At 59.4% G+C, this 18,015-nt stretch carries 18 protein-coding genes; 10 read left to right on the top strand and 8 right to left on the bottom strand.

Annotation, left to right across the window (positions count from 1 at the left end; genetic code table 11):
• The first annotated feature begins 223 nt into the window (after nt 1-223).
• From KUV45_RS13770 to KUV45_RS13760, 3 genes are all read left to right on the top strand, one after another.
• The gene (locus KUV45_RS13770) at nt 224-1,207 is read left to right on the top strand and encodes a DUF1852 domain-containing protein (protein ID WP_222162103.1); all 984 of its coding nucleotides are present in this window, start codon (nt 224-226) and stop codon (nt 1,205-1,207) included.
• Between the two features lie 25 nt (nt 1,208-1,232).
• Nucleotides 1,233-2,261, top strand: a complete 1,029-nt coding sequence (locus KUV45_RS13765; RefSeq protein ID WP_222161829.1) for a methionine synthase — start codon at nt 1,233-1,235, stop codon at nt 2,259-2,261.
• 198 nt (nt 2,262-2,459) lie between these two features.
• Entirely contained in the window at nt 2,460-2,954 is a 495-nt protein-coding gene (locus KUV45_RS13760) for a flavin reductase family protein (protein WP_222161828.1), read from the top strand.
• A gap of 44 nt (nt 2,955-2,998) precedes the next feature.
• Here KUV45_RS13760 and KUV45_RS13755 read toward each other — a convergent pair whose 3' ends face one another.
• Nucleotides 2,999-3,937, bottom strand: coding sequence for a LysR substrate-binding domain-containing protein (locus KUV45_RS13755; RefSeq protein WP_222161827.1), 939 nt, complete (start codon nt 3,935-3,937; stop codon nt 2,999-3,001).
• Nucleotides 3,938-4,091: 154 nt separating this feature from the next.
• Between KUV45_RS13755 and KUV45_RS13750 the strand changes: the two genes are divergently transcribed.
• Nucleotides 4,092-4,796 carry an SDR family oxidoreductase gene (locus tag KUV45_RS13750; protein ID WP_224851815.1) on the top strand — a complete coding sequence of 235 codons (705 nt, stop codon included), beginning with the start codon at nt 4,092-4,094 and terminating at the stop codon, nt 4,794-4,796.
• 67 nt (nt 4,797-4,863) lie between these two features.
• Nucleotides 4,864-5,547 (top strand): type 1 glutamine amidotransferase domain-containing protein, encoded by a 684-nt coding sequence (locus tag KUV45_RS13745; protein WP_222161826.1) that lies wholly within the window; start codon nt 4,864-4,866, stop codon nt 5,545-5,547.
• Nucleotides 5,548-5,647: 100 nt separating this feature from the next.
• Here the strand turns inward: KUV45_RS13745 and KUV45_RS13740 are convergent, their stop codons facing one another.
• The 4 genes from KUV45_RS13740 to KUV45_RS13725 all read right to left on the bottom strand — a co-directional run bounded on the left by KUV45_RS13740 (nt 5,648) and on the right by KUV45_RS13725 (nt 10,708).
• Nucleotides 5,648-6,610 carry a GTP-binding protein gene (locus tag KUV45_RS13740; protein ID WP_222161825.1) on the bottom strand — a complete coding sequence of 321 codons (963 nt, stop codon included), beginning with the start codon at nt 6,608-6,610 and terminating at the stop codon, nt 5,648-5,650.
• A gap of 28 nt (nt 6,611-6,638) precedes the next feature.
• Nucleotides 6,639-8,375, bottom strand: coding sequence for an amidohydrolase (locus KUV45_RS13735; RefSeq protein WP_222161824.1), 1,737 nt, complete (start codon nt 8,373-8,375; stop codon nt 6,639-6,641).
• Between the two features lie 82 nt (nt 8,376-8,457).
• A complete protein-coding gene (locus KUV45_RS13730) occupies nt 8,458-9,849 on the bottom strand; it encodes a YjiH family protein (RefSeq protein WP_206943074.1) in 1,392 nt (463 codons plus the stop codon).
• Nucleotides 9,850-9,967: 118 nt separating this feature from the next.
• Nucleotides 9,968-10,708: a class II aldolase/adducin family protein gene (locus KUV45_RS13725; protein ID WP_222161823.1), complete on the bottom strand. Its 741-nt coding sequence runs from the start codon at nt 10,706-10,708 to the stop codon at nt 9,968-9,970.
• A gap of 137 nt (nt 10,709-10,845) precedes the next feature.
• Here KUV45_RS13725 and KUV45_RS13720 point away from each other — a divergent pair, with 137 nt between their 5' ends.
• A complete protein-coding gene (locus KUV45_RS13720) occupies nt 10,846-11,745 on the top strand; it encodes a LysR substrate-binding domain-containing protein (protein ID WP_222161822.1) in 900 nt (299 codons plus the stop codon).
• A gap of 398 nt (nt 11,746-12,143) precedes the next feature.
• On the opposite strand, the gene KUV45_RS13715 is transcribed toward KUV45_RS13720, so the two are convergent.
• Nucleotides 12,144-12,359 carry a hypothetical protein gene (locus KUV45_RS13715; protein ID WP_222161821.1) on the bottom strand — a complete coding sequence of 72 codons (216 nt, stop codon included), beginning with the start codon at nt 12,357-12,359 and terminating at the stop codon, nt 12,144-12,146.
• 103 nt (nt 12,360-12,462) lie between these two features.
• On the opposite strand from KUV45_RS13715, the gene KUV45_RS13710 reads away from it, so the two are divergent.
• The 3 genes from KUV45_RS13710 (at nt 12,463) to KUV45_RS13700 (ending at nt 14,807) form a co-directional block, all read left to right on the top strand.
• Nucleotides 12,463-12,645 carry a hypothetical protein gene (locus KUV45_RS13710; RefSeq protein WP_222161820.1) on the top strand — a complete coding sequence of 61 codons (183 nt, stop codon included), beginning with the start codon at nt 12,463-12,465 and terminating at the stop codon, nt 12,643-12,645.
• Nucleotides 12,646-12,798: 153 nt separating this feature from the next.
• Nucleotides 12,799-13,641, top strand: coding sequence for a DMT family transporter (locus tag KUV45_RS13705; protein ID WP_224851816.1), 843 nt, complete (start codon nt 12,799-12,801; stop codon nt 13,639-13,641).
• Between the two features lie 344 nt (nt 13,642-13,985).
• A complete protein-coding gene (locus tag KUV45_RS13700; RefSeq protein WP_222161818.1) occupies nt 13,986-14,807 on the top strand; it encodes a type IV toxin-antitoxin system AbiEi family antitoxin domain-containing protein in 822 nt (273 codons plus the stop codon).
• A gap of 361 nt (nt 14,808-15,168) precedes the next feature.
• Here the strand turns inward: KUV45_RS13700 and KUV45_RS13695 are convergent, their stop codons facing one another.
• Nucleotides 15,169-16,077, bottom strand: coding sequence for a LysR family transcriptional regulator (locus KUV45_RS13695; protein ID WP_206943081.1), 909 nt, complete (start codon nt 16,075-16,077; stop codon nt 15,169-15,171).
• Nucleotides 16,078-16,286: 209 nt separating this feature from the next.
• Here KUV45_RS13695 and KUV45_RS13690 point away from each other — a divergent pair, with 209 nt between their 5' ends.
• Nucleotides 16,287-17,483: an MFS transporter gene (locus tag KUV45_RS13690; RefSeq protein ID WP_222161817.1), complete on the top strand. Its 1,197-nt coding sequence runs from the start codon at nt 16,287-16,289 to the stop codon at nt 17,481-17,483.
• 140 nt (nt 17,484-17,623) lie between these two features.
• Here the strand turns inward: KUV45_RS13690 and KUV45_RS13685 are convergent, their stop codons facing one another.
• A complete protein-coding gene (locus KUV45_RS13685) occupies nt 17,624-17,980 on the bottom strand; it encodes a nucleotide pyrophosphohydrolase (protein WP_222161816.1) in 357 nt (118 codons plus the stop codon).
• Nucleotides 17,981-18,015 lie beyond the last annotated feature (35 nt).

Here is an 18,015-nt window from a genome sequence, read left to right as displayed (position 1 = left end):
GAAACTTCAGTTTGCCTCATCTTAGAAGTGTCTTGATAATCGTCATCACTATTTCGTCACGGTCAGCTCGTCACCACCAGCTCGTCACCACCAGCGCGCAAGCTACCGGTGAGCTAGCACACCTTGACGAGATCAACCGTTTGACCCGAAAGGCACCGTCGAAGGACGACTGGATCTCCAGACGCCTTGGATTCACCTCTCAGGAACCAGGATGGCACCCACGATGAACAACGACTTTACATTCACCGTTAAGAGCCTTCGTTTCGACGAACACTACCAGCCGTCGGACAGCACTCGTATCACCACCAACTTTGCCAACCTGGCCAGAGGGGAAAAGCGCGAGGACAACCTGCGCAACACCCTGCGCATGATCGACAACCGCTTTAATGCCTTGGCTGACTGGGACAACCCCAAGGGTGACCGTTACAGGCTGGAACTGGAGATCATTTCGGTAGAAATGGCCGTGGATGCGTCCACCCGTGACGGTGCCCTGCCGCTGATTGAAATCCTCAAGACCCGCATCATCGATACGCACACCAACGAGCGCATCGAAGGGATCGCGGGCAACAACTTCTCGTCCTATGTCCGGGACTACGACTTCAGCCTGGTGCTGAAGGAACACAACAAGGGGCAGGACACCTTCAGCGTTCCTGATGACTTCGGTGTCTTGCACGGCAACCTGTTCAAGGCCTTCGTGAACTCGGACACCTACAGGGAGCATTTCAACAAGCCCCCCGTCATCTGCATCAGCGTGTCGAGCACCAAGACCTATCACCGCACGGAAAATCATCATCCCGTGCTGGGTGTCGAGTATCTGCAGGAGGAGCATTCGCTGACGGATGCGTACTTCAACAAGATGGGCATGAAGGTTCGCTACTTCATGCCCCCGGGCAGCGTCGCACCGTTGGCGTTCTACTTCATGGGCGACCTGCTGGGCGACTACACCAACCTGGAGCTCATCAGCACGATCAGCACCATGGATACGTTCCAGAAGATCTATCGTCCGGAGATCTACAACGCCAACTCAGCTGCTGGGAAGTCCTACCAGCCGAGCCTGCAGCAGCAGGACTATTCATTGACGCAGATCGTCTACGACAGAGAAGAACGCAGCCAGCTCGCGACCGAGCAAGGGAAGTTTGTTGAAGAGTGCTTCATCAAACCCTACCGCGCGATTCTTGAACAATGGTCCGCCAATTACGCTCACTGATTCACTTCTGACAAGGCTATCCATCATGACAACACTGCTCCCGACATCGACGGCCGGCAGCCTTCCCAAACCCTCCTGGCTCGCACAACCTGAAGTGCTGTGGTCCCCTTGGAAACTTCAGGAAGCCGAGCTGGTGGAAGGCAAGCAGGACGCGCTGCGCCTGGCCCTGCACGAACAGCGCCATGCCGGCATCGATATCGTCAGCGATGGTGAACAGTCTCGCCAGCATTTCGTCACGACCTTCATTGAACACCTCAATGGCGTCGACTTCGAACAGCGCGAGACCGTGCGCATCCGCGATCGCTACGACGCCAGCGTGCCCTCTGTCGTCGGAGACGTCTCCCGCCAGAAGCCCGTCTTCGTGGACGATGCCGCCTTCCTGCGGGCCCAGACAGATCAACCCATCAAGTGGGCACTGCCCGGCCCCATGACCATGATCGATACCCTCTACGATGGTCACTACAAGAGCCGGGAAAAACTGGCCTGGGAATTTGCCAAGATTCTGAATCAGGAAGCCAAGGAACTGGAGGCTGCCGGAGTCGATATCATTCAGTTCGATGAACCGGCCTTCAATGTCTTCTTCGATGAAGTGAATGACTGGGGCATCGCCACACTGGAAAGAGCGATCGAGGGCCTGAAGTGCGAGACGGCCGTTCACATCTGCTACGGCTACGGCATCAAGGCCAACACTGACTGGAAGAGCAGTCTGGGCTCCGAGTGGCGCCAGTACGAAGAGGTCTTCCCCAAGCTCAGGCAGTCCAACATCGATATTGTCTCTCTGGAATGCCACAACTCGCGGGTTCCGATGGAGCTGATCGAGCTGATTCGTGGCAAGAAGGTCATGGTCGGTGCCATCGACGTTGCGACCAATACCATCGAGACCCCGGAAGAGGTGGCCAACACCCTGCGCAAGGCACTTCAGTTCGTCGACGCCGACAAGCTCTACCCCTGCACCAACTGCGGCATGGCGCCGCTGTCACGCCAGGTCGCCAGGGCCAAGATGGATGCCCTCAGTCAGGGGGCAGCGATTGTCCGCCAGGAGCTGACACGCTAAACCAGGCGCGCACCCTCCGTTCTTTCCCATGGCCGCCGTGATCGCCTCGCGGCGGCCATGCCGTCTGACGTTTCCGGAGTCACCATGTCGTTCCCTGCCCCACCTTCTGACGTTGTTTCAGACCCCGCTGCACCCGCTGTTTCTGGCTCATCCTCTGTTTCTGGCTCACCCGCTACGGCAAGGACCGGCCAAGTTCACATGCCGAGGGATGTGATCGAGCCGGCCCGCTTCCGCGAGGCCCTTGGGCACTATGCGTCCGGAATCACCGTGATCTCTTCTCTTGCTGAGGGTGAGCCGATCGGTTTTACCTGTCAGTCCTTTTACAGCGTATCGATGGATCCGCCGCTGGTCTCCTTCAGCGTCAAATCGACCTCCTACAGCTATCCCAAGATCAGCCAGGCCGGTCGCTTCGCGGTCAACATGCTGTCCGCTGAACAGGCGCCGATCTCGAATCAGTTCGCCCGCCAGGGGGCCGACAAGTGGCAAGGTATCGAGTGGCAAGCATCACCGCTAGGCAACCCGTTGATTCCGGATACCCTGCACTGGCTCGATTGCGACATTCACGCAGAGCACGTCGCCGGGGATCACCTTATCGTGATTGGCGAGGTCAAGGCGCTCCCACTCGACCAGGGCGAGGCTTCCCCAAGCGGCCCCCTGCTGTACTTCAAGGGCCAGTATCGCCAGCTGGCGTGAGGCGCTAGCGCGAAGGATGGAAAGCCGGGCTGATGCATACGCATTTACGTTAGCTCGCCCTGATCAGGCAGCGTACGACAGCACGCGATGATCTGTTCGCGCAGCCAGCGGTGTGCCGGGTCCTTCTGATAGCGGCGATGCCAGCTGAGATGAAAGGGAAAGGCGTCAAAGGCCACCGGCGGCGCCACCGGGGTCACCGCAAACTGTCGCTGGAAATGCTGGCAAAGCCCCGTGGGCAGGCTGGCGATCAGCGAAGACCGCTCCAATAGCGCGGGCACCGCCATGAAGTAGGTCACGGCCAACGCCACCTCACGCCTCAAGCCCTGGCCTTCGAGCTGCTTGAAGATACCGCTTTTCAAGCGCGTATGGGGCTGCACCAGGACATGGGCATAGCGCTCGAAATCGTCCCTGGCCATCTGCCCACTTCCTTCCAGCCGCTCCAGCAGCGGGTGCCCATTTCCGACCAGACACTCGATCCCTTCGCGGATGACCTCGCGCACGACCAGGTTATCGGGAGGATCGACCTGGCGCCCAAACGCCAGATCGGTCGTGCCGCTCATGACCCCAGCCTCGCTCATGTCCTGTGACAGGCGACGCACCTGCAAGGTGATGCCTGGCGCCTGTTCGCGCAGGACCCCGGCCAGCGCGGGCAGAATCAACACCTCGAAATAGTCGTTGGCCGCGATCTCGAAATGGCGCTGCTCGGTGGCGGGAGAAAAGTCCCGCTCGCTGGTAATCAGGCCATCCAGATCGGTCAACGCTGCCTCGATGACGGGAAAGAGGTGGTCCGCCTTCTCTGTCGGACGCATGCGCTGGCGATCACGTATGAACAGCGGATCATTGAACAGCTCCCGCAGGCGTCCCAAGGCAGCGCTTACCGACGGCTGGCTGAGATGTAGACGTTCTCCCGCACGGGTGACGTTCTGCTCCAGGTACAACGCATGGAAGGTCCGCAGCAGGTTGAGGTCGTAGTTGAGTTTCATCCAGGGCACCCACAGCAGCGTCTGACGTGGCGGCGAGCCACCAACTATTTGTCTCGATAATAGCAGCTATCCGCACTATCGATTATGACGATGGCCGAGCAGACGTTACCGTGACACCCACGTGAACTCAGCACTCGACTCACAGGAGCCCATCATGACAGGTGGACAGATGACAGACACTGCCAGCGAAAAGATCGTTCTGATTACCGGTGCATCCAGCGGCATTGGCGAGGCCACGGCGCGCACGCTGGTGGAAGCTGGCCACAAGGTGGTCGTCACGGCGCGCCGCGAAGAGCGACTTGCTGCCCTGGCCGAGGAACTGGGTCACGACAAGGTGCTGGCGATTGCCGCCGATGCCACCGACTACGATCAGATGGCTGACGTCGTGGCGCGTGCGGTGGCCCACTACGGCCACCTTGACGTTGCCTTTGCTAACGCTGGCACCGGCATCAGCCAAGCGGGTACGGAGCAGGGAGACCCGGAAGAGTGGAAGCGCGTCATCGATATCAACATCAACGCATTGCTGTGGACCGCCCACACCACTCTGCCCCACCTGAGAGCGCGTCAGGGGCATTTCATCCTCACCAGCTCGGTGGCGGGACGTGACACCCATGCGGGGTCGATCTACAGCTCAAGCAAGTGGTTCGCCTACGGCTTTGGCCAGAACCTGGCGCTGGAAATGGCCGAGTGGCAGGGCCGTTGCACCACGATTACCCCAGGCATGGTCAACACGCCCTTCTTTGACCAGCCCAAGCCGGACAAGCTGCACCCGCAGGATGTTGCCGACGCCGTGCTGTACGCCATCCATGCAGCGCCGCGAGCCAATATCCGTGAAGTGCACCTGATGCCAACGCGCTAAACGACGTCTAGGCGTCAACCCCATCATCACGTCCTGCGGATGATTCCGCACGATAAAGGAGAGCCCCATGAGCAAGGTACTGGTTGTTGTCACATCCCACGATACCCTTGGAGACACTGGCAAGAAGACAGGCTTCTGGCTCGAAGAGCTGGCCGCCCCCTACTACGTGCTGAAAGACGCCGGTGTCGAGGTCACGCTGGCGTCTCCCAAGGGTGGTCAGCCACCGCTCGACCCGGCCAGTGAAGGCGAAGACTTCCAGACAGACGCCACTCGCCGTTTCGATCAGGACGCGCAAGCCCAGCGTGACCTGGCCAACACCGCGGTGCTGTCCGAGATGAAGGTCGAGGATTTCGATGCCATCTTCTACCCGGGCGGCCATGGCCCGCTGTGGGACCTGACCAATGATGCAGACTCCATTCGCCTGATCGAGCAGTTCCACGCCGCTGGCAAGCCCGTCAGCGCGGTCTGCCACGCCCCTGCGGTGCTGCTGAAGGCGAAGAAGTCAGACGGCACCCCCTTCGTCGATGGCGTGCGCGTCACCGGCTTCACCAATGGCGAAGAAGCCGCCGTTGGCCTCACCGAGATCGTGCCGTTTTTGGTGGAAGACAGCCTGCAGCAGCAAGGTGGTCTGTACGAAAAGAAGGCCGACTTCACCGCCTTCGCGATTCAGGACGGGTTGATCATCACCGGCCAGAACCCGATGTCCTCTGAGGGCGTCGCCGAGCTGTTGCTCGACAGCCTGAAGTCATAAGGTCTGATAGCTGACCCACCGGAGGCCTCCCCTGGCGACGACCTGTTGCTGCCGGGGGAGGCGCTTCAACTATCAGCCAGCGAGCTGGCCTAACAGGCGCTTACGCCACGCATCCCTCGAAGGCCGCTTCCAGCTGAGGAAGGCTCAGCTGTCCGCGCTCACCGATGACCACAACGCGCGACATGGGCTGGTCTTCCGCCCAGGGAGCACCGGGCTCAAGCTCACTGCGACTGCCCACCAGATGCAGCACTGCACGGCGATCCGGCAGCTCTGCCAGGCAACAGATACCCTTGGCGCGATAGACACTCGACGGCAGCGATTCGAGCACCCTCCGCAGCGCCGCCAATGACAGCGGCCGATCACTGCTCCAGCTCCAGCTTTCAAACTGGTGAGCGTGATCTGCGTGCGTGCAGTGCGCACCGCACTCATGCGAGGACTCCAGGCGCACAGGATCGAAGGCCCCAACGCCCAGCACCAGCTCCAGCGGCACTTCACCAAAGCGCGCTTCCAGCAGTCGCACTCCGGGATATAGCCAGCGCTGCTTCATCGCCCTCACCTGCGCAGGGCTCGCCAGGTCACACTTGTTGAGTACCACGATGTCGGCAATATCGAGCTGCTCCATCGCCAGGGCCGCCAGCTCGCCCTCGAGCTGATCAAACTGCTCTGCGTCTATCACCGTGAGGACACTGTCGATCACCAGTTGGTCCTGAAACTGTGGATAACGCAATGTCCCGGCTATCTTGCTTGGGTTGGAGACGCCGCTGGCCTCAATAAGGATGTACTCCGGACGCTGCTCCCTGAGAGCCAGCAAGCGGGACACCTGCTCCATCAAGTCGCTCTCTACGGTGCAGCAGATACAGCCATTGGCAAGGCTGACCATGGTCTGCGTCTCACTGACGATCAAGTCACGGTCGATATTGATCGCACCGAAGTCGTTGACCATCACCGCCATCCTCAACCCAATGTCACTGTTGAGAATCTTGTTGAGCAAGGTCGTCTTGCCGGCGCCCAGAAAGCCCGACACGATGGTGACCGGAACAGGGGGGAAATGCTGATGCTTCATGCGGACTCATCCCTTCAGACTGGGCGGTTCAAAATTCAGGAATATCGCGCTGCCATACGGCTTCGCGCACCGTGCCGGAAAACTCTCCCTGTGCGTCCCAGACAAACTCACCTTCCAGCATGGTGAGCTCTACCTGGGTTGCGTGAATATTGCCTCGTGGGGCAACCTCGAAGAGGTTGCGGTCCAGCACGATCAAGTCAGCCGACTTGCCGACCGAGATCGAGCCGGCTTGATGCTCGATTCCCATCGCCCAGGCGCCATTGATGGTCATTACGCGAATAGCCTGCTCCAGGCTGATCGGCTCGCCATAGAAGCTGGCGTCCGTCTCCTCCCAGGGATTCTCTCGGGTCACCATTGCCTCGAAGCCGATCCAGGGGTCCAGACTCGATACCGGCCAGTCGGTGCCCATGACCGCCACGCCGCCGGCATCCAACACGCCCTTGAAGTTGTAGGCACGCTGCATGCGCTCCTCGCCAAACACAGCACGAGCATAGGCAAACGAAGAGGGGAACCACCCCACCGGGGAAAACTCGGCAATGACATCCAGTTCGCTGAAGCGCTGCAAGTTGGCATCCAGCAAGGTGGTGCTGTGGGCACACTGATGGCGCATGCCCTGGCCACCGTTGCGACGCCGAGCCTCGGCCACCGCATCAAGAAACAGATCAGAAGCGCCATCGCCGGTGCAATGCGCAATCACGCGAATGCCCTTGCGATCCATATCCGCGACCATGTCGTTGATATGCTCAGGCGTCAGGTTGAGGTGACCGCGCCAGGCGCTGCCCTCGGCCCAGGGGGTCGACAAGTACGACGACCGCGACTCATGCGTCCCGTCAAAGTGAAATTTGACAGCGTTGGCATTAAGCCGAGCACTGCGATAGAAGTGCCGCTCCCCTGCTATCAGCTCCCAGCGGCGCTTCACGGGGAAGATGTCATCCTGCCAGCTGATCGCCGCCTCGACCCTCACTGTCAGCTGTCCTTGCTGGTCGATGGTGCGCAACGCATCGAGACGGTGTTCGCACACATGGACAAACTTGGTGCCGACCACCCCACGCCCACTTTGGAACTGCACGCCCTCACGATAGGCTCGCTGCAGGGCATGTGCCGGTGTGGGCGGCATGGCGGCATGAATCATCGCGTAGGCACCATCGACCAGGATGCCCGTCGGCTCGCCAGTGATACCGTCACGTTCGATGTAACCATGGCGAGGGTCCGGAGTGTTGACATCGATAGCGGCCAGTTCCAGCGCCATCGAGTTGACCAACATACATCCCCAGGAGCGGTCGAGAATGGCTACCGGGCGATCCGACACGATACTGTCGAGCCAGGCTCGATCCGGAACGATACCCGCCTGCTTGAAGGTATACCGCACAAAATAGGCGCCATAGATCCAGCCATCCCCCGGATGTTGGTCGGCGTAACTCAAGATCGCCTGGCTAACCTGCTCTGGCGTCGGATCCTCGAGTCCGACATCCAGGTATCCTGCGTAGCCAGGTGCCAGCGCCAGGTCAGGATGGGTGTGCATGTCGTAAAGGCCAGGCATGACAAAGCGACCACCTAGATCCACCACACGAGTATGTTCGCCGATATGGGCGGCAACCTGGTCGGCACTGCCGACGGCGATGAAGCGCCCCTGAGAGATCGCTACAGCATCAGCCCAGGGCGTCGCGTCATCCACCGTGTAGAACCGGCCATTGGTCAAGACCAGCTCGGCAGTTGCTGCAGAAGGACGGGTATTGGAAGACAGATAATGACGAGAAACGTCCATGATGTAGCCCTTTCAAACCGGAAGATGCCTCCAGCGACTAGCGCAGTGACATGACACAGGCTAGCCGCAGGCGTTGGCAGATTTATCCCAGGATCAGGTGGCCCAGGAGAGACAGGATCGGCAAGGAGATCAGTACGCGGAGCAGATAAATCACGATGAGGTCCCTCAGCTTCAAACCAATCCCTGCTCGAATCAGGACGATCGCGGCCTCGGTGAAGAAGATGATCTGGTTGACCGCGACACCTGCCAGCACGAACCGGGTAACCTCACTTTCAATACCGGCACCGAGCAACGGCGGCATGATGCTGTCCACAATGCCGGCCAGCAGCGCAGGAGCGGCCTTGTCAGCTTCTGGCAGCTGCAGCAGTTCGAGAAATGGCACCAGAGGCAATGACAGCACGTGGAAGAACTGGGTGAACTCGATCAACGCCAATCCGGTACAGCCAATGATCATCATCGTGGGATATACGGAGATCGCCACATCGAGACTGACATGCACACTGCGCTTGAACAGTTCCAACGGTGGCGCAGCCGAGGCCGCACGCTCTACTGCTCGACGCAGCCCCATCGCAAACAGCCCTTCCCCTGCCTGCTTGTCCATCACCAGTTGCTGACCCACAACGGGATGGTACGCATCGGGCTTACCCCGCAACGGCGGTAACTTTGGCACGATGATGGCGCACACAATGCCGGTGAAAGCGACGGCGGCATACCACGGTAGAAATACATGCTGCATTCCGATCAAACTCAGCAACAGGTACGAGTAAGCGATCGACACGATCGAAAAATTGGTCGAGATGACACAGGCTTCTCGACTGGTATAGAAGCCCTGTCGGTACTGCTGCGTGGTCAGGATAATGCCCACGGCGGACGCTGACAGCCAGGAGGCAAGACTGTCGATAGCGGCACGCCCCGGCAGCCCGAACAGCTTGACGAAAACCCTAGACAGAAGGCTACCGACGAACTCCATTAGCCCATAATCGGTCAGCAGCGGCAGCAGTAAGGCCGACAGGAAATAGATGGCCAGTACCACGGGCCCTACGTCGTAAAGCAATACGCCCCCGGTGTTGCGGTGCCATACCCACTCTGGCCCCCACTGGAAGTAGGTCATCAGCATCAGTGTGGCTCCTACCACCCTGATAAGCGTCCATCCGACTCCAGGATTCAGCAGCTGCACGAAGCGATTGGGATGCTCCTTTAGCGAGCTGAACGTGACCAGCACCGTCAGTGCGCTGGGAATGACCGCAACGGCAACGGTTACCGGCACCATCAATGGCTTTATCACGTCATTGATATAGTCGATAACGAAAGCAATCAATACCGTCAGGCGGCCATCGACGCTGATGGGAGTAAGGAACAACAGCACGCCAAGAAGAGTGGGCAGCAGGAACTTGGCAAGTTGCGCAGCGCTATAGCGATGGGAGCGATGCGTTGTCTCATCGGTCACGGCCGATGATTCGGATTTATGTTGCATGGGTGCCACCTTGTTATAGTTATCCAGCTTCAGGATTCCATTGTGGTATCAGGCCAACGTCCCGGTACGGCCTGTCTGGCACTGTCGTCCGGAACGACGTGCCGCGGTTCGCCAGGGACTATTGCCGGTAGCTCGGATCCATGCGGTCCAGCTTGCGCCGCAGCGCCTTCCAGACCAGGTCAACACCTTCCTGATGATAGTCGGGGTGCTCGAACTGTCGGGCGGTAAACTCACAGGCATCATGCGAGGGCAGGACCAGCGGACGACCGCTTTTCATCGCCTCGAGCTGGATTTCGCAGGCCTGGTTCAGGTAATACATGTAGAAAAAGGCCTCGGGAATACTGCGACCCACGGTAAGAAGGCCATGATTTCGCAAGATCATCGCCTGGTGACTGCCAAGCGCTTCGACGATGCGCTGCCGAACGGACAGGTCCAACGGAATGCCTTCGTAGTCGTAGTATCCCAAGCGCTGATAAAAGGCCATGTTCGTCTGATTGATCGGCAGCAGGCCCTCTTCCAACGCCGACACGGCCATTCCGGCCATGGTATGGGTATGCATCACGCATGCTGCGTCATGCCGGTGGAGATGGATAGCGCTATGTATGGTGAACCCGGCGGGATTGACCTCACTATCCACCTCTCCAACTTTATTACCGTAAGCATCGATCTCCACCAGGTTGGATGCGCTTACCTCTTCGGGTAACAGACCATAGGCATTGATCAGAAATGTCGGCTCGTCACCTGGAACCCGAACTGACAGATGGGTAAATATCTGATCACTCCAGCCGTAGTAATCCAAAAGTCGATAGGCCGCCGCCAGATCGGTTCGCAGCGCCGCGCGCGTGTCCTGATGTCCCATGTCTTGTTCCTGTTCTACCGTTGGACGAGCCCCAGTTCGGGCCGACTCGGGTAGAGTAAGGAACTTGTCAGATACGTGATATCGATCTATTTTCCATAGATCATTCCAAAACGGAATGACCCTTCAGGACCGCGCCGATGAGTCGTCAGCTGCCCACCATGATCTCGCTCAGTTGCTTCGAGACGACGGCCCGTCATCTCAGCATCACCAAGGCGGCGGAAGAGCTCAACCTGACCCTGAGCGCTGTCAGCAAGCAGATCAAGAAGTTGGAACGAGAGCTAGGCTGCGCGCTGTTTCACCGGGAGAAGCAGCGCTTGAGCCTGACAGACAGTGGCCAGCAGTACCTGAGCGTGGTATCGAAAGCATTGCACCAGATCGACGACGTGACACGCTCGCTCGGCAGTGGGACGTCTGACCTGGTCACCGTCGGCGCGGAGCCTTCCTTCACCTCTCGCTGGCTACTGCCCAGACTCGGGGACTTCAAGCTTAAGCACCCTGAGGTGACTACCGACATCATGAATGATCTTCGCCACCTCTACGACGGTAGCGAAGACTTTGACGTGGGTATTCTCTACGGGGACGGACAATGGCCAGAGTTCGAGAGCCACTTCCTGATTCAAGGCGAGCTGGTGGTCGTATGCACCCCGGCCCTGTTCGAGCGATATGGCCCGATAGATGACCCCAGAGACCTGCTGCGCTACCCGGTGTTGCACCACGGCAGCTATGCTCCCACCCCTCAGCTGTCTTCCACATACCTTTGGCTGCAAGGCGCCGGGCTCGATGGCGAGGCCATAAAGTCGATTCCAGGCCAGCACTTCGAGCACTTCCGGTTCTTGCTCGATGCCGCCGAACATGGCCTCGGCGCGACAGTACTTCCTGCCTACTTTGTCGAAGCCGAGCTATCCAAGGGCCAATTGGTACAGGCCTCCCGCACAGCGATGGTGTGTGGCGCCTACTACGTTGCCATCCGCCGGCAGCGCCTGACCCATCGCCCAACGCAGCTGTTCGCCCGGTGGTTACTGGAGGAAACGACGTAGACAATGATGAAAAGCAGCAGCAGATCTACTCGCCACCGGCGATGAAAGAACGCGGGTGACTCGGCTCTGTCCGAAAAGTCGACGAGCGAAGGTTAGACAAGGAAAAAATCGTTGAGAAAGCGCAGTTTACGTGGTGTAAATGAGTATTTTGACCGGGCTGGCGTACCAGACGATTTTTAACGCCGTATTACCGAGCGCAGGCACTTTTCAGACAAGCCCTAGAAGGCAACTGGGGAAAAGACGAAGAGCACCTGTCACTGCCTGCCCCTGGACCACTTCAGCAACCGACCGCACCACGGCACCCACTAGACCACGACAGCGCCTCCACCGTGGTCTCATCTGAATCACAACCACTCGTCAGCCGGAACGACAGGAGCAAGCTCCAACCGCGTAACGTGCTACTGGTCTTGCCTACGCGCCCTACGGCGCTTGAGTTCAGCGCGCATCCAGGCCGACGACTCGGCCATATCACGACGTAAGTCGGCTAGCTCATCAGGCGTTAGCCAGCGCACCGCAGGCTCACGGGGGCGGAGTGTCTTAGCGGGAATCTGCTCAACGGCATGGCCTCCCAGCGCAGGGCCACCGGCCTCGGGCTTGGGGCGTTGTTCGCTCATCGTATTCTCCGGGTGGCTGCGCGTACGCCAGCCGCATGGCCTGCCCTATAGCCCGCACAGCTCGGCGGGAGGGGCGCGCCACACTGGCCTGGCGCGGCATTCCATGGCCGCTGACGCCATTGCCAGCGGCAAGCTTGTGCGTGATGGCAAGTATAGCGACAACACCAGCCTTGCTGAGTACGTCGTGCTCGACCGCAGTCGCCCGCTTGCTAGCGCCCCGCCCCTGTTCAGGGACTGGCTGATCGCGGCTGCCCTTGGGGAAAAGACAACAACCATGCTGTCGTAAAGAGAACAGCTCGCCAGGCGCAGGGCTCGTATCCTGCCTGGGACGTTGTGACATCGTCGCCATCACCCCAGACTGACCCCAGGACCAACGCACACCCCAGCAGGAGCCCACTGAATGTTCTTCCCTCTACATGGCCACGGACGCGGCCTTGCCATGGCGGCGGCAGGCGTCACCGTTCTAAGCTTCGACAGTCTGCTGGTCCGCCTGGCGGCGACGGATGGATGGAACATCATTTTTTGGAGAGGCGCCTTGATGGCACTCTCGCTCGGCTTGCTGTGCCTAAGCGGCCGACGGCTGGCAACACTGAAAGAGAATCCCGCCGCGGCCCTGTGCTCCGCCATCACGCTGGCGATCACGTCCAGTCTGTTTGTCCTCGCCGTCATGAACACCAAGGTCGCCAATGTTGTCGTCATATTGAGTGCCGCCCCGCTGTTTGCTGCCATCTTCACGCGTTACTTTCTGCATGAGGCGGTTGCCATGCGGACCTGGTTAGCGATTTTGGCGGCCATGGCCGGCATGCTGATCGTTTTCGCGGGGTCGCTTTCCAGCGAAGGACTGCTGGGAGATATGTATGCGGTGATCGCGGCGGCGGCTGTCGGGGGCAACCTCACCCTGCTGCGCCGTCACCCGAAGCTCGACAGACTCCCCCTTATCGCCATAGGCGGCGGCCTATCGGCACTGATTGCCTGGCCGATGGCAACCCCATTTGCCCTGACAACTCAAAGCTACGGCGTATTGGCGCTGATGGGGTTATTGCAGATGCCATTGGCCACCGCACTGATCAACAACGCGACCCGCCACCTGCCATCGGCGGAAGTGGCGCTGTTCTATTTGATTGAAGCAGTCTTTGGCACGCTGTGGGTCTGGTACTGGCTGGATGAGCAGCCACCACAGGCGACCCTGCTCGGCGGCTCATTGATTCTGTTGACCCTCTTCATCAATGCCTGGCTGGGCTTGCGAGGCACAGCCCGGCGCCTACCTTCTCATCCCTTGTAGCTTGAGACCGGCCCCTTGAAAGATGGGGACCAGTTCACTAAGCGCCCATAGCGAAAAACCAGGAGCCTATGCGGTATAGGTGAGGCGTTCGAGCAGCGCGCAACGCAGCGAATCGTCGGCCCAGACATTCATGCAGTACTTCCCCAAGCTGTGCAAAGATAAACGTCGACGCTTCAGAGAGGGCAGCGAGGTATGTTCCCCTTCAGGGAGGGTCGCCTGCTTCCTGCCTTTGCGAACATCGGCCTCTTTGCCTTTTGCATTTTTTGTGCCCTATTGGTTCACCAAAAACTATTAAATCAAAGAATGCTGTGAACTTTCTTTGAACTCATGACAATATGTGACCTATGAGTGCACATAAACCAGAAAAGCTAAAGCGCATCCTTGACGCTGTCCCTCCCGGCTTCATCGTCGATTCTGGTTGGCTGGAGCGCCACGAGGTCAGCCGCTTCCTCGCGCGCAAATACGTTGATCGCGGTTGGCTTGAGCGGGTGACTCGCGGCGTTTTCCTGCGCCCGGCACCGGATACAGGCAAACTCCACGCACTCGACTGGAAAACCTGTCTGCTCTCGATGCAGCACATCATGGCCTACGATGCCCATGTCGGCGGCATGGCTGCGCTCGCCCTGCAAGGCTATAGCCATTATTTACCGTTGGGCGGGAATGCCCAGGTCTGGGTCTATGGTGAAGAGATACCAAGCTGGCTGACCAGGCTTCAGCTAAACGCATCGCTCAAGATACGTACAACGCCCCTCTTCTCTGACCCGTCGCTCGGCCTTACCAATGACGAGTCCGACACTTCAAGGGCCCTACCCTGGGACTGGCAACTAAAAATGTCATCGCCTGAAAGGGCCGTCCTGGAAGTCATGGACGAATTACCCGCCAATGAGAGCTTCCACAACCTCGATATGGTCTTCGAAAGTTTAACAACCCTTCGCCCACGCACGCTTTCTGCGTTGTTGCATAGCTGTAGGAAGATTAAGGTTACGCGGCTGTTTTTCGTCTTTGCCGACCGCCACAACCACCCGTGGCGTAAGCGCCTTGACCCGCAAGAATTCAACCTGGGAAGCGGCGACCGGGCACTGGTCACAGGCGGCAAGATACACCCGCGCTACCGCATCATGGTGCCGGAAGAATTTGCCATCACGGAGGCAGCTGATGGCGCGTGAAGATTACAAAGCACAGGTCGCCCTGCTCTGCTGGTCGTCGCGTTATACCCTGCGCTTGGAGTAATGATGCGTCATAGGCTAGCGCTTAAACACTTCAGAAAAGTGCTTCAAGATACAAGCGTCTACTCGCTGCTGGCAGGCGTCGACAAGCCTGTTCGTTCACCTTGTGTGATTGTGGTACTTGGCAGGAAGCCTCTTAAACATGTAGAGAGCTTCAAGCGGCATCAGGAAGGCCCTGCCATCCGGCGCCTAGTCCGAAACACTAACGGCGAGCTAAGCGGCTGCCACTTTCAGTAGCCATGGGCCTCCGTGGCCTGAGGTTTATACCAACGGCCAGCCCGTCCTTGCCCCCGCTTGAGCCTCACGCCATCTGCTGGCGGATGGCGGGGAGGCGCTCTTCGACCAGTGCGACGAAGGCGTCGATCACCGGTCGTCCCGGTGTCGTCGGATAGTGCAACTCCAGCGGCACTGCCCCGAGTGCCGGGCGCAATGGGATAAACCGGCAGCCATCACATTGCAATCGTCGAATGCAGCCGGGCGCGATGGCGATTCCCACCCCAGCCGCGACCTCACTGAGCAGTGTCTGCATCAAGGCTGGCTGGCGCTGGATGCGCGGCGAGAAGCCTGCATCGCCGCAGGCACTGATGATCTGGTCGAACAACCCGGTCGCATGCTTGCGCTGAAATAGCACGAAGTCTTCCTGCTCCAGCTCGCTGAGGGCGAGCCGCTTGCGGTGCGCCAGACGATGCCCCTCCGGCACAACCACCATCAGACGATCCTCGTAGACAGGCAGGGTAGCCAAGGCGTTTCGGTGCTCGACAGGGAGCGGACGCGACAGTCCGATGTCAATCTCGTCACGTCCGAATGCATCCAGCTGCTGCTGAGCGCTCATCTCATTCAAGGTCAGACTCACCTCTGGGTGGGTGGCGGCGAAATCGCGCATCAATCCGGGCACGAAGCTCGCGCAGGCCGAGCTCATATAGCCGATACGCAGCGTGCCGGTCTGGCCGCTGGCTGCCATCACCACGCGCTTGCGTGCCTGCGCCTCCAATGCCAGCATGCGCTGCGCCTCCTCCAGCAATGCCTCTCCCGGCGCCGTGACACGAACTTCCCGGGTATTGCGCCACAGCAGACTCACGTTCAACTCGGCTTCGAGGTCGGCTATCTGACGGCTGATAGCGGGCTGCACGGTATGCAGCTCACGTGCAGCGGCCGAGAAGCTTCTGTGCGTCGCCACCGAGACGAAGGTTTTCAGAGTGCGGAGTTCCATGACTGCCCTCAAGGATTACTGATGCTCAGATAGTATAAGTCATATCGATTATCGTCATTTCTACTATAAGTCTGTACTCGTTAATCTGAGGGCCTGCTAAGCCTTCCTCCATCAGCTGTTGCCTTTCGCGTCCCTCCTTGCCTCTTACGCGGGTAGGCCGATGACGCGCATCCGCTGATACGGAGGCCCTGAACACGAGTGGAGCCTATATGACGACATCAACCACTGGACTCGTCGCGCAGGGTGCACGCGAGTCCTCGCCAACTCTCTCTACCGGTAGCCGTTTCACACTGCTGGCCATTGCCTGCCTGACCATCATGGTCGGAACCGTAGTAGCCCCCGGGCTTCTGAACATCGCCTCTGCCCTGCAGGTGGAAAGCCATGCCAGCTGGCTGATCACTTTGCCATCGTTGGGTGCCGTGATGTTCGCGCCGATTGCCGGGCGCATGATAGATCGCATCGGTGCCTATCCCTCGCTTGTGGGTGGTCTTCTGCTGTATGGGCTGCTGGGAGCAGGCGGGGCGCTGCTGGAGGGCACCGTCGCCGTGTTTGCCGATCGCATCCTGTTGGGTGGCGTGACAGCGGTGGTGATGGCAGGCGGCACCACCCTGATCTCAGAGTGGTATCACGGTCATGCCCGTCTGGCGATGATCGCCCAGCAGGGCATGTCCATCGAGCTTGGTGGGGTGATCTTCTTGCTCGTCAGTGGCGTACTGGCGGGTATCGCCTGGCAGATGCCATTCCTACTCTACCTGCTGGCCTGGGGGCTACTGGCCATGCTGTGGATAATGGTGCCGAGACAGTCCCCATCCGCCCCTGAGGCTGAGCCCGGGCAGAATCAGGCCGCCGCGCCGTCATCCTCGCTTAATGGCACCTATCTGGCAGCAGCCATCTCGATGACGCTATTCTTCACGGCCATCGTCATGCTGCCCATGCGCTTGAATCTTCTCGGGCTGGATGAGGCAGCCACCGGTATCTTCCTGGCGGCAATCTCACTGGTCGCGGTGGTAGCCGCAATGCTGATGCCGAAGGTGTCGCGTGCGCTGGGCGAAATGCCGACTCTGGTGCTGGCCTTTCTGCTTTACACCGCCAGCCTGTTCATCTTCCAACAGGCCGAGAGCATGTCCCTGATGAATGTCGGGGCCTTGCTAGCCGGCTTGGGCTTCGGTTTCTCCATCCCGCTGCTCAATCATATGACGGTGGAACGCAGCCATCCCTCGGTTCGCGGTCGCAATCTTTCCTACCTGACGATGGCGATCTTCCTGGGACAGTTCCTGACGTCCTTTCTGGAACTTGTTCCGGGCGATGGCCGCAATGTCTTCGGAACCGCGGCCGCTCTAGGGCTAGTCTTCACGGTGCTCTACCTAGCCGCCTATCTTCTCAAGCGCGACAATCGCAGCGCCTGAGCTATCACAGGTAACACCAGCCCGCTCATGACGAAAGGCATGATGCAAAAGCCCCGCCACCTGACGGCCAGGTGGCGGGGTATTCGGGCCAGCGCCGTGCTCAGCGGTCAAACAGCACCGACAGGCGAAGACACATCACGTCAATCCTGATAATGCGTGTATTTGTTCGCACTTCCCTTCACCTGGTCGGCGGGATATTTCTCCGCATTCTTCTCCATCTTCGCCCGGCATGCCGCTTCAATATCCACGTCCAGCTTGCCCGCCAGCCGGATCAGGTAGAGCTGAACATCGGCAATTTCATCGCGAACGGCGGCCAGTTGCTGCTCGTCCAGCTCCCTGGACTGCGCCTCGGTCAGCCACTGGAAGCACTCCTGCAGCTCAGCCGCCTCCACCGTCAGCGCCATGGCCAGGTTCTTTGGGGAGTGGAACTGGTCCCAGTCACGCTCGGTGGCGAACTGGTCCATGGCGTCACGGAGCTGTTTGAACGGGTCTGACATCTAGGGCTCACCTGGTTCTGCGGTATCGGATAGCG

The organism is Halomonas sp. DP3Y7-2, assembly GCF_019800795.1.
Classification (GTDB): domain Bacteria; phylum Pseudomonadota; class Gammaproteobacteria; order Pseudomonadales; family Halomonadaceae; genus Halomonas; species Halomonas litopenaei_A.
This window is presented reverse-complemented; position numbering and strand designations above follow the sequence as displayed.